We start from the raw sequence: 10521 nt of genomic DNA, 5'->3' as shown, positions 1-10521 counted from the left end.
CCATCCAGCAGCTCGACAAGGTGACCCAGCAGAATGCGGGCGCATCGGAAGAAATGTCGGCGACATCGGAAGAGCTGGCCGCCCAGGCGGAAGAGCTGCAGGCCTCCATCGCCTTCTTCCGGGTGGAGCGGGCCAACAACCGCGCTGCTTCCAGCCATCAGGGCCAGCCTGCCAAGGCTCATCGTCCAGCCCAGGCAAAGCAGGCACAGCCGCGCCGCACCGATAACAGCATCACGGCACAGCAGGCACGTGTGAAAGGCTTCGCACTCGACATGTCCCTGGGCGGACCGGACGAAGACGATCACGATTTCAAACGGATCGCGTGACGTCCGCTGATGCAACATAGCAACCGGCAGGCAGGGGAACAGCACCTGTCTGCAAGTCAATCCAGGTTTACGACGAGATAGGGATTATGAGATTCACGATAAAACTGAAAATTGCTTTGGCCTTCGGAATCATCATCCTGACGTCAGGCGCCATGGCTATGTTGTCAATCACCAACCTGGCTTCACTCAACAATGCCATTACGGATATTGTAAAAGGCCCGGCAGAGAACCTTCGCGATTCAGGCGCCTTGAGCAAAGCTGTACTTAACAGTATCCGGTTCGAGAAGAACGCCATCATCAATACCGACGCCAATCAGATCAGCAGGTTTGTTGAGGGTGCGCGCGCCGCTCGTGCAGAGGTTCGCAGAACTCTCGCATTATTTGATGACACCGCGAACTCCGCCATTCAGCAAACTGTACGTGAGTTCCGGGTCACCTTCGATACCTTCGAACAAATCCAGGAAAAAGTTCTGAAACTGGCAACCGAAAATACGAACGAATCCAACCGTCAGGCCGGCGAGATTTCGATGAGCGAAGGTGCCGAAGCGGCCGGAAAAATTCTGGATAACGTGCAAAGCCTCGAAAAATCTGTAGCGAACGATCTTGCCAAGACCGACGAGGAAACAAACCAGCTCTATGCAACATCCCGCATGATTTTGCTGGCTGCGACAGCTATCCTTCTAGTCGGCTCTTCGCTGGTCGCCATATTCCTCGCCATGAGCATTAACCGCGGTCTTCGCAGCATTGCTGAGGTTGCAAATGCGGTCGCCATTGGTGACCTGAACAAGGAAGTCAAGGTTAAAACCAATGACGAGATCAAGGATGTTGTCGACGCGGTCAACATGATGACTGCCAACCTTCGGCAGACAGCCGGTGCGGCAGAACGTATCGCCTTGGGTGACGTTGCTGTAGCCGTGAAGCCGCTTTCTGACAAGGATACGCTTGGTTTCGCAATGGAGCGAATGATCGGCTATCTGCAGCAAACCGCCTCACTGGCAAAGCATGTTGCGGAAGGCGATTTGACTGTCAACCCACGCCGTCAGTCGGACGTGGATGCCCTTGGCATTTCGCTTGAAAACATGGTGGAACGCTTGCGATCTGTCGTTAGCGATGCTCTTTCAGCTTCCGATAACGTCTCTTCCGGCAGCCAGGAACTTTCGGCAAGCTCCGAACAGCTGTCGCAGGGCGCAACCGAACAGGCATCGGCTGCCGAACAGGCCTCCGCCTCCATGGAAGAAATGGCCGCCAACATTAAACAGAACGCCGATAACGCCGCCCAGACCGAGAAGATTGCCCGCCAGTCTTCCCGCGATGCAGAAGCGTCCGGCCAGGCTGTCTCCCGTGCTGTCGGTGCCATGCGTACGATTGCCGAAAAAATTTCCATCGTTCAGGAAATCGCACGCCAGACCGACCTTCTCGCTCTCAATGCCGCTGTGGAAGCCGCACGTGCCGGCGAACACGGCAAGGGCTTTGCGGTGGTTGCTTCCGAAGTACGCAAGCTGGCAGAACGCAGCCAGGCAGCCGCAGCCGAAATCTCTGCCCTTTCCGGCGAAACCGTTCAGGTTGCCATGGAAGCCGGCGATATGCTGAACCGTCTGGTGCCGGATATCCAGAAGACTGCGGAACTGGTTTCGGAAATCTCCGCCGCCTGCCGCGAACAGGATATCGGCGCAAGCCAGATCAACGATGCCATCCAGCAGCTCGACAAGGTGACCCAGCAGAATGCGGGCGCATCGGAAGAAATGTCGGCGACATCTGAGGAACTGGCTGCACAAGCGGAAGAACTTCAGGCCTCTATCGCCTTCTTCCGAGTGGAGCGCAGCCATGCAAGCCGTGGAAACACGGCTCAGGCCCCCAAGCCTCAGCGCCCTTCGGCCAAGGCCGCAGCACCTCAGCGCCGCACCGAAAATACCGTGACCTCACAGCAGGCTCGCGTGAAAGGCTTTGCGCTCGACATGTCCGTGGGCGGGCCGGACGAGGATGATCATGACTTCAAAAGGATCGCTTAAATGGCGAACAAGACTGAAGCCCAGTTTGTAACGTTCAGCCTCGGCGAAGAGATCTTCGCCGTGCCTGTCGAAGTGGTCCGGGAAATCCTGGACCACGAGGACCCGTTCAAGATCCCTCACGGCCCGGAATATCTGCTGGGTCTTCGGGACGTGCGAGGCCAGGGGGTTCCGGTCATCGATCTGCGCCTTCGCCTGGGCATGACAGCAACCGTCAAGACATCGCACACCCGCATTCTGGTGCTGGATGTGCCCGTAGAGAACCGAGTTCTGGCTTTGGGCCTCGTGGCAGATCGGGTCTACGAGGTTGTCCCGTTCCAGATGAGCCAGATCGAAAACGCTCCAGACATCGGCATTCGTTGGCGGTCTGACTATATTTCGGGCGTCGTTCGGCGCAATGGCGGCTTTGTCGTCATTATTGATCTGGCGCGCCTGTTTTCGGATAGTGGCGGTGCTCTTGCAGGCTTTGCGCCTGTTCAGCATGTTGCATGACAGGAATTGAAGAGTGAGCGCTTTAGCACGTCAGACATCCTCTCAAGGAGTGGATGACCACATCAACAAGCGAAACTTCGACCGGCTCGCGAAATTCATCTACGAGTACAGCGGCATCAAGATGCCGCCCAGCAAGATCACCATGCTGGAGGGAAGGCTTCGCAAGCGCTTGCGCGTATGCGGCATTTCAAACTTCAATGAATATTGCGACTTCCTGTTTGAAGGCGGCGGCATGCAGCGGGAGGCGATCTTCCTCATCGACGCTGTTACAACGAACAAGACAGACTTCTTCCGGGAGCCAAAGCATTTCGAATATCTGATCGAAACGGCGCTGCCAGATCTTCTGTCTCTGGCAAACGGTCGGCTGAGGCTATGGAGCGCGGCCTGCTCGACGGGAGCAGAGCCCTACACCTTGGCCATGGTGCTTGCAGAAGCGCTTTCCGCTCAGCGCGATACGGATTTTCGCATCATCGCGACCGATCTCTCGACAGAAGTTCTGGAAACGGCCCGCCGTGCGATCTATCCGGCGGACATGGTGCAGCCCGTACCGCCCGCCCTGCGTCGCAAATATGTGATGGAGCATCGCGACCCCAATCGCAACGAAGTGCGCATTGCGCCGGAGCTTCGAAAACATGTCGGATTTGGCCGGCTGAATTTCATGGATGAAAGCTACGCCATCAAAGAAAAGCAGCATGTCATATTCTGCCGGAACGTGCTTATCTACTTCGACAAACAAACGCAAAAGCATGTTCTGTCCAATCTCTGCGAATGCCTTGTGCCCGGCGGCTATCTTTTCATCGGACACTCGGAAACGGCCACCGGCCTGAACCTGCCGATAAAGCAGGTGGCCAACACGATCTTCCAGCTTGTCTGAGCAACATGAATAAAAAAATTCGCGTCCTGATTGTCGATGACTCAGCCAGCATTCGCCAGACCTTGACGCGAATCCTGTCAGAAGATGATGAGATCGAGGTGATCGGTGCGGCAACCGATCCCTTCATGGCTGCACGCAAGATCCGTGACGAAATACCGGATGTGATCACGCTCGATGTTGAAATGCCGCAGATGGACGGTATCACCTTCCTTCGCAAGCTGATGTCGCAACATCCGATACCGGTCGTAATGTGCTCCTCGCTGACCGAGGAAGGGTCTCAGACACTCATGCAGGCGCTGGAAGCTGGCGCCGTCGACATCATTCAGAAGCCCAAGATTGGCGCGGCAGACCAGCTTGCAGAAAGCGCGGAACGGGTTCGCGCCGCCGTGAAAGGCGCTGCCCGGGCCCGGCTGAACAAGATGAGACGTTTCCGCCCGGACTCCCCGATCCAGGCGAAGCTGACCGCCGATGCGATTCTTCCCCCTCCCCGCCAGGGAGCCATGGCGAAGACGACGGAAATGGTGGTTTGTGTCGGCGCTTCAACCGGAGGCACCGAGGCTCTGCGCGAAATGCTGGAGGCACTGCCCGCAAACGCTCCCGGAATGGTCATCGTTCAGCACATGCCGGAGAAATTCACCGCCGCTTTCGCACAACGGCTCAACGGTCTTTGCGAGGTGGAGGTCAAAGAGGCAGAAGAGGGCGATCCGGTTCTGCGCGGCCATGTGCTGATTGCTCCCGGCGACAAGCACATGCTGCTGGAACGGCGCGGCGCACGCTATCACGTATCCATTCGAACCGGGCCTCTGGTCAGCCGCCACCGGCCCTCCGTCGATGTACTGTTTCGCTCAGCAGCGCGTGCCGCTGGCAGCAATGCCATGGGCGTTATCATGACCGGAATGGGCGATGATGGCGCGCGCGGGATGGAGGAGATGCATCAGGCGGGTGCCTTCACCCTGGCTCAGGACGAGGCGTCTTCCGTGGTCTTCGGCATGCCGAAGGAAGCCATAGCCCGTGGCGGCGTGGACCGAGTCGTATCCCTGTCGCAAATTGCGGCAGAAATCCTGGCGGCGGATAAGCGCCACTAGAGTGGTTCATTGTTTCACGGAAACGGGGAACCGATCTAACTCTTTGTATTTACGCATTTCCTGACGGAAACCGCGACACACTTTTCTCAGGTAATGCTCCAGGGACAGAGCGCATTTATTGCCGCCGCACACCCCCTGTAACAGGATTGGTTAACCATATTTATCTATCCTGACTCGGCCCGATGAGCGCGGCAAGTACGAGCGATGCCGGCTCATAACCCAGTCTTCTCAGGATCGACAATGCCCGTCATTACGTTTGCCAACACCAAGGGTGGCGCTGGAAAAACCACTGCCGTTTTGCTGCTTGCAACCGAACTTTCCCGCATGGGATACAGTGTGACGGTTCTCGACGCGGACCCGCAACACTGGGTATCGCGCTGGTATGACCTCTCCAAGCCGGTATCGCGCCTGACCGTCATTCCGTACGTCACACAGGCATCCATTGATCGGCATCTGGAAGAGCAGCGCGAGCAGGCCGACTTCATACTCGTCGACCTGCCCGGTATCCGCACTCCGCTTCTGGCAAAAGCCATGGGTCTGTCAGATCACGTTCTAATTCCCATTCAAGGCTGCGCGATGGATGCCCAGGGGGGTGCCCATGTGCTGGAGCTCTTGCAGTATCTCGATGAACGGCTGGGCCTGAAGGTGCCGCACTCAGTGGTTCTCACACGGGTCAATTCACTGGTGACAACCCGCGCCCTGCTCGCCGTGAAGGGGCTTCTTGCACAGCGCAATGTCGACGTTCTGAATGTGCCGATCATTGAGCGCTCGGCCTTCCGCGACGTTTTCGACTGCGGCGGTACACTGCATACGATGGATCCCAGCCGCATCAGCAATCTGGAAAAGGCGAGAGAGAATGCCCGCCTTTACGCGGAGGATGTTTTGCGCCGGTTACCGCTCGCCAACAGGCAGCGCGGCGGCCTGCAGGCCTCAGCCTGATTTTTGCTTCCAGCTACAGCATGTCGCGTAAAGTGTGCAGCGGTTTTGCGATGAAGACATGCGTAAAGACAATAAGTTAAAGCGCGTTGCATGAGGCTGATAAGCCGCAACGTCCTTTAGCGTAATCGAATGAGCGGCTGCAAAGCCGCCCTTATCGCGGTGAGCCATCCTCATCTTCGAGGACACGCCAGGCAGCGCCATCCAGATCATCATACTGACCCGTCTTCAAGGACCAGAGGAAGGCAAAAAGCCCGAGCCCCCCGAGCAGCAGTGCAACCGGGATCAGATAGATCAGCATGTTCATGCGGTATGCGCCTTTCCAAGAAGTGTGGCTGGTGCACGGGGCGCAACATCTTCTCCCTCGCCCGACGGATGGCCGAAAGCCCGCAGCCTCAGCGCATTGGCGACCACAACGATCGATGAGGTGGACATGGCAATGGCGGCGATGAGCGGCGTTGCATAGCCTGCTATCGCAATCGGCACAGCCAGGCAATTATACCCGATTGCCAGGGCAAAGTTCTCCATGATCAGCCGACCGGCACGGCGCGAGATCATGATGGCCGAAGGAACCGCATCCAGCGCTTCATGCGTGAAGACGAAATCGGCTGCCTGACGCCCGATATCCGCGGCTGTGGCCGGTGCCATGGATACGTGGGCGGCACGCAGTGCCGGGGCATCGTTGATGCCATCGCCCACCATCAGGCACCGATGCCCCTGCTCTGCAAAGCTCTGTAACGCCTCGCATTTGCCGATCGGTGTCAATTCCGCTTTCCAATCGGTCAGGCCGAGCTTTTCGGCAAAACGGGCAACAACGGCTTTGCGGTCGCCGGACAGCACGGACATGAGAAAACCCTGCTGCCTGAGAAGAGTAACGGCTGTCACAGCACCGGGACGCACCGTGTCTTCGAAAAAGAAGGCCGCCAGCTCCATGCCGTCATGCGACAGAACCACTTCGGAATAGCCATCATCGGCAGAAGCACTGCTTCCGGGGCAGGCAAAGTTTCGTCTGCCAAGGCGATAGGTGCCCTGCTTGCAGATCGCGATCATGCCCTGGCCGGATATTTCCTCGACCGTTTCGACATCGCTTGCCGAGCCGGGAAATGCCGAAGCCAATGCCTGCGAAAGTGGATGCCGGGAATGACCGGCGATGGCCGCAGCCAAAGCCATATCGGCAGCACTGCCGGTGCTGCGCATCAACTGGGGCCGCCCGAGCGTCAGTGTGCCCGTCTTGTCGAAGACGACAGTATCGATTTCCGCAAGCCGCTCCATGGCAGAGCCGTCCTTCACCATGATACCGTCCTGAAACAGGCGGCCAGCAGCGACGACCTGAACGACAGGAACCGCAAGACCGAGGGCGCAGGGGCAGGTGATGATGAGCACCGCAATGGCAATCAGGAGCGCCTGCTTCCAATCTCCGCCGAAAATGCCCCAACCGAGAAAGGTCAGAATGGCCAGCAGATGCACGGCTGGCGCATAGATCTGCGCCGCCCTGTCTGCAATGCGGCGATAGTGAGCGCGTCCGCCTTCTGCCGCTTCCATAAGCCCGATGATCTCGGCCAGAAAGGAATTGCGGGCCGTGGCCGTCGCCTCAATGGTCAGCGATCCCGTCAGATTCATCGTGCCTGCCTGGACAGCAGCTCCCACTTCCACATGGCGGGGAACGGCCTCGCCATTGATGATCGACACATCGAGATCGCTTGCGCCGGCACGCACCACGCCATCGACAGGCAAACGATCTCCCGCAGCGACCGCAATTCTGTCGCCGGGGCGGATCTCATCGACCGGCCTGTATTCGCGTCCGCCATCCTCCAGCAGCACCATGGCGCCACGGGGCGAGAGCCTTGCCAGACCCACAATGGCCGCTCTGGCGCGGTCTCGCATCATGTGGTCAAGCGTGCGGCCAATCAGTAGGAAAAAGAGAAGCGAAGCGGTTGCATCGAACCAGGCGTGCTCGCCGTGGTGAATCGTCTCCCACAGGGACACCGCATAGGAAAGCGTGATTGCCAGGGCAATGGGCACATCCATGTTGGTGCGCCCCTGCTTCAATACGTTCCATGCAGAGATATAGAAAAACCGACCGCCATAGATCAGCGCAGGTGCGGCAATCATCGCAGAGATCCAATGGAACAGATCGCGGGTGGCAGCCTCCGCCCCGGACCAGACGGATACCGAGAGAAGCATGATATTGGCGGCCGCAAAGCCGGTCACGGCGACACCGCGCAGCAATTGCGATTTCAGTTGATCGTCACCCTCCGCCTCGCTTGAGAAGAGATGGGCCTCATATCCCGTTTTCTTCCAGATGGCGCTGACGAGTTCACGCGGATCGAAGGCTTCAGTCCCGCGCTCTCTCCATACAATCGAGACCCGTCGTGTCGAGAGATTAACGCGCGCGCGCTCCACCACTGGCAGTTCACGCAGCGCCTGTTCCACCGATGAAATGCAGCTGCCGCAATGAACCGCCGGAACACTCAGCTCCAGCTGGCGACGCCCCTCGCCCAGATCCCGGCTGGCCAGAAGCAGCTCTTCCGTGGAGGGAACAGTGTGGGCGGCCTGCATCATCTCCAGCGATGCCTGCGAACCAGGTGCACAGCAGCTCATTTGCGTTCTCCAATAACGGCGAGGCGCTGCGTATGGTGAAGAATGCGCTTGCCTGCCGTCACCGCGCTGACATCAACGATCCAGTGACCGTCAAGGACGGGTCTTTCCAGCCGATAGACACCTTGACCCTGATAGGGAAGTTCAACCGAGAAATCCTGATGATCGCCCACCGGCCGCTTCAATATGGCGGTAACTTCATCCGCCACGACAGGCTGTCCCGCAGCATCGAGAATCGTCACCTGAATATGGCTGGCGGTCACCTCCAGCGTATCTGTCAGCCCTGAGGCGCTCAGCGCCTTTGCCTCCGCAACCTTGCTGTTGAATTGCTGGCTGGCGACATAGGTGTTTTCCACCACCAGGCCGCTCCAGGAATGCACCGCCTGATAGGCCATATAGAAATTCACCGAGATAATCGTCCCGAAGAACAGGCAGACCACCCCGATCATGTGCCAGCCGGTAAAGACGAAACCGCTTTCATTGCGCATGTTCATTTGTTGCCTCCCGGTGCGTCGAAATTGGCATGGTAGATATCGCGTTCGCCGCTGGCCCTGTCTTCAACAATGAAGGAAAAGCCCTCACGCGTATCGGAAATCGCCTTTTTGGGAAGGGTTACAAAGACCTTCAGCGGCACTGCGCGATCAGGTTCAAGCGGAACGGCAAAGACGCGATCCGAATAGTCATTGGAGATGGAAGGGATCTTCATTTCAGCACCCGGCAGGCCCTGCAGCGAGAGAAACACCACGCGCCGTTCCGGGATCATGTTCAGCAGACGCACCGTGTAACCGTTGCGGATCGATCCATCGGATTCGAGAACATATTGCGGGTTGCGGTCATGCAGGACGTTGATTTCCAGCCGGTCGCGGCTGAGAAGCGTCACAAGCAGCGCCAGGCCCACCGCCGTCCATATGCCCATGTAGAGCATGGTGCGCAGGCGCAGCAGGATCTTCCAGTCGAAATGGCGGATCTGATCGACAAACTTCCCGTTGGCATCACGCACCCGGCTCGGATCGATCTCTGCGCGACCGCCATCGGTCGCCAGCAGAATGTTGGACTGGTATTCGTTGAGGGTGGCGTAGGCGATCAGGCCGCGCTCCCGGCCAAGCTTGTCCATGACATTATCGCAGGCATCGATACACAGCGCGCAGGTAATGCAGGCCAACTGCTGGCCGTCGCGGATATCGATGCCCATGGGACAGACGGCAACGCAGGCATTGCAATCGACGCAATCGCCAACGGCGCGGGCATCGGTGGCCTTTTTCGCAGGCTTGCCGCGCGGCTCGCCTCGCCAGTCATTATAGGTCACCACCAGAGAATTATCGTCCAGCATGGCGCCCTGAATTCGAGGCCATGGGCACATGTAGATGCAGACCTGTTCCCGCATCAGGCCACCGAGGACATAGGTTGTGGCGGTGAGGAGAGCGACAGTGGAATAGGCGACGAAGGCTGCCTGTCCGGTCACGAAATCGAAAGCCAGCGAAGGGGCATCGGCAAAATAGAATATCCAGGCACCGCCTGTTGCAACCGAAATCACAAGCCAGATCGCATGCTTGCTGATGCGCTTTGTCAGCTTGCCGACGCCCAAAGGCGCGGCATCGAGCTTCATGCGGGCGTTTCTGTCGCCCTCGATAAAACGTTCCACGGCGATGAAGAGATCGACCCAGACGGTCTGGGGACAGGTATAGCCGCACCAGGCACGGCCAACGGCCGAGGTGATGAGAAACAGCCCGAAACCCGCCATGACCAGGAGCCCCGCCACGAAGAAGAACTCCTGTGGCCAGATCTCGATCATGAAGAAATAGAAACGCCGGTTTGCCAGATCGACCAGAACGGCCTGATCTGGCGCAAAGGGACCACGATCCCACCGGATCCAGGGGGTCAGATAATAAATACCGAGCGTGATCAGCATGACCAGCCACTTGAAGCGGCGGAAGCGGCCCTGCACCTCTTTCGGGAAGATCTTCTTCCGCGCCTCGTATAACGGTTCGGCACCAGGAGTGACCGGAGGCCGATTGCCGTCTGGCTGCTTTTTCTGGCCGGGTTTGGACGTGGCAGTGTGGATGTTCATGGCAAGGATCCGCTTATGATCTGCCTTGTTTTCACACCGCTTGCACAGACATACCTTGATTTAGGTCAAGCCCAAGGGGTGCGCGCCCGCTTGTCGCACCCTCAATCGAGGGGCTCCTGACACAAAAGGGCCGCCC

The 10521-nt window shown here is 58.2% G+C and carries 9 protein-coding genes and 1 pseudogene; 6 read left to right on the top strand and 4 right to left on the bottom strand.

Annotation, left to right across the window (positions count from 1 at the left end; translation table 11 throughout):
• The 6 genes and pseudogenes from ACFSE1_RS19155 to ACFSE1_RS19130 all read left to right on the top strand — a co-directional run.
• Positions 1-326 (top strand): annotated as a pseudogene (locus ACFSE1_RS19155) (methyl-accepting chemotaxis protein); the annotation flags it as partial.
• An 86-nt stretch (positions 327-412) separates the two neighbouring features.
• The gene (locus ACFSE1_RS19150) at positions 413-2335 is read left to right on the top strand and encodes a HAMP domain-containing methyl-accepting chemotaxis protein (protein ID WP_377405185.1); all 1923 of its coding nucleotides are present in this window, start codon (positions 413-415) and stop codon (positions 2333-2335) included.
• Positions 2336-2824 carry a chemotaxis protein CheW gene (locus ACFSE1_RS19145; protein ID WP_377405182.1) on the top strand — a complete coding sequence of 163 codons (489 nt, stop codon included), beginning with the start codon at positions 2336-2338 and terminating at the stop codon, positions 2822-2824.
• A gap of 13 nt (positions 2825-2837) precedes the next feature.
• On the top strand, positions 2838-3698 hold the full coding sequence (locus ACFSE1_RS19140) for a CheR family methyltransferase (RefSeq protein ID WP_377405179.1): 861 nt from the start codon (positions 2838-2840) through the stop codon (positions 3696-3698).
• Between the two features lie 5 nt (positions 3699-3703).
• Positions 3704-4783 carry a protein-glutamate methylesterase/protein-glutamine glutaminase gene (locus tag ACFSE1_RS19135; RefSeq protein WP_377405176.1) on the top strand — a complete coding sequence of 360 codons (1080 nt, stop codon included), beginning with the start codon at positions 3704-3706 and terminating at the stop codon, positions 4781-4783.
• A gap of 240 nt (positions 4784-5023) precedes the next feature.
• On the top strand, positions 5024-5722 hold the full coding sequence (locus ACFSE1_RS19130) for an AAA family ATPase (protein WP_377405172.1): 699 nt from the start codon (positions 5024-5026) through the stop codon (positions 5720-5722).
• Between the two features lie 151 nt (positions 5723-5873).
• Here the strand turns inward: ACFSE1_RS19130 and ccoS are convergent, their stop codons facing one another.
• Genes ccoS through ccoG form a run of 4 tightly spaced genes read right to left on the bottom strand, consistent with a single transcriptional unit; the run spans position 5874 to position 10385 of the window.
• A complete protein-coding gene (ccoS, locus tag ACFSE1_RS19125) occupies positions 5874-6026 on the bottom strand; it encodes a cbb3-type cytochrome oxidase assembly protein CcoS (RefSeq protein WP_377405169.1) in 153 nt (50 codons plus the stop codon).
• Positions 6023-8320 (bottom strand): cation-translocating P-type ATPase, encoded by a 2298-nt coding sequence (locus ACFSE1_RS19120; protein WP_377405166.1) that lies wholly within the window; start codon positions 8318-8320, stop codon positions 6023-6025. Before ACFSE1_RS19120 ends, ccoS begins: the two co-directional genes overlap by 4 nt.
• Positions 8317-8811: a FixH family protein gene (locus tag ACFSE1_RS19115; protein ID WP_377405164.1), complete on the bottom strand. Its 495-nt coding sequence runs from the start codon at positions 8809-8811 to the stop codon at positions 8317-8319. The genes ACFSE1_RS19120 and ACFSE1_RS19115 overlap by 4 nt, the downstream gene beginning before the upstream one ends.
• The gene (gene ccoG / locus ACFSE1_RS19110; protein WP_377405161.1) at positions 8808-10385 is read right to left on the bottom strand and encodes a cytochrome c oxidase accessory protein CcoG; all 1578 of its coding nucleotides are present in this window, start codon (positions 10383-10385) and stop codon (positions 8808-8810) included. Before ccoG ends, ACFSE1_RS19115 begins: the two co-directional genes overlap by 4 nt.
• Positions 10386-10521: the final 136 nt, after the last annotated feature.

This window comes from Affinirhizobium helianthi, from assembly GCF_042680945.1.
GTDB classification, from domain to species: Bacteria; Pseudomonadota; Alphaproteobacteria; order Rhizobiales; family Rhizobiaceae; genus Neorhizobium; species Neorhizobium helianthi.
The sequence above is the reverse complement of the archived record's forward strand: the minus strand, read 5'-3'. Positions and strand labels throughout refer to the sequence as shown.

What these genes read in the sequence shown, in the direction of transcription:
- ACFSE1_RS19145 (WP_377405182.1), top strand. Translation starts at nt 2,336, where the DNA reads ATGGCGAACAAGACTGAAGCCCAGTTTGTAACGTTCAGCCTCGGCGAA.
- ccoS (WP_377405169.1), bottom strand. Translation starts at nt 6,026, where the DNA reads ATGAACATGCTGATCTATCTGATCCCGGTTGCACTGCTGCTCGGGGGG.
- ACFSE1_RS19115 (WP_377405164.1), bottom strand. Translation starts at nt 8,811, where the DNA reads ATGAACATGCGCAATGAAAGCGGTTTCGTCTTTACCGGCTGGCACATG.
- ACFSE1_RS19135 (WP_377405176.1), top strand. Translation starts at nt 3,704, where the DNA reads ATGAATAAAAAAATTCGCGTCCTGATTGTCGATGACTCAGCCAGCATT.
- ccoG (WP_377405161.1), bottom strand. Translation starts at nt 10,385, where the DNA reads ATGAACATCCACACTGCCACGTCCAAACCCGGCCAGAAAAAGCAGCCA.
- ACFSE1_RS19120 (WP_377405166.1), bottom strand. Translation starts at nt 8,320, where the DNA reads ATGAGCTGCTGTGCACCTGGTTCGCAGGCATCGCTGGAGATGATGCAG.
- ACFSE1_RS19150 (WP_377405185.1), top strand. Translation starts at nt 413, where the DNA reads ATGAGATTCACGATAAAACTGAAAATTGCTTTGGCCTTCGGAATCATC.
- ACFSE1_RS19130 (WP_377405172.1), top strand. Translation starts at nt 5,024, where the DNA reads ATGCCCGTCATTACGTTTGCCAACACCAAGGGTGGCGCTGGAAAAACC.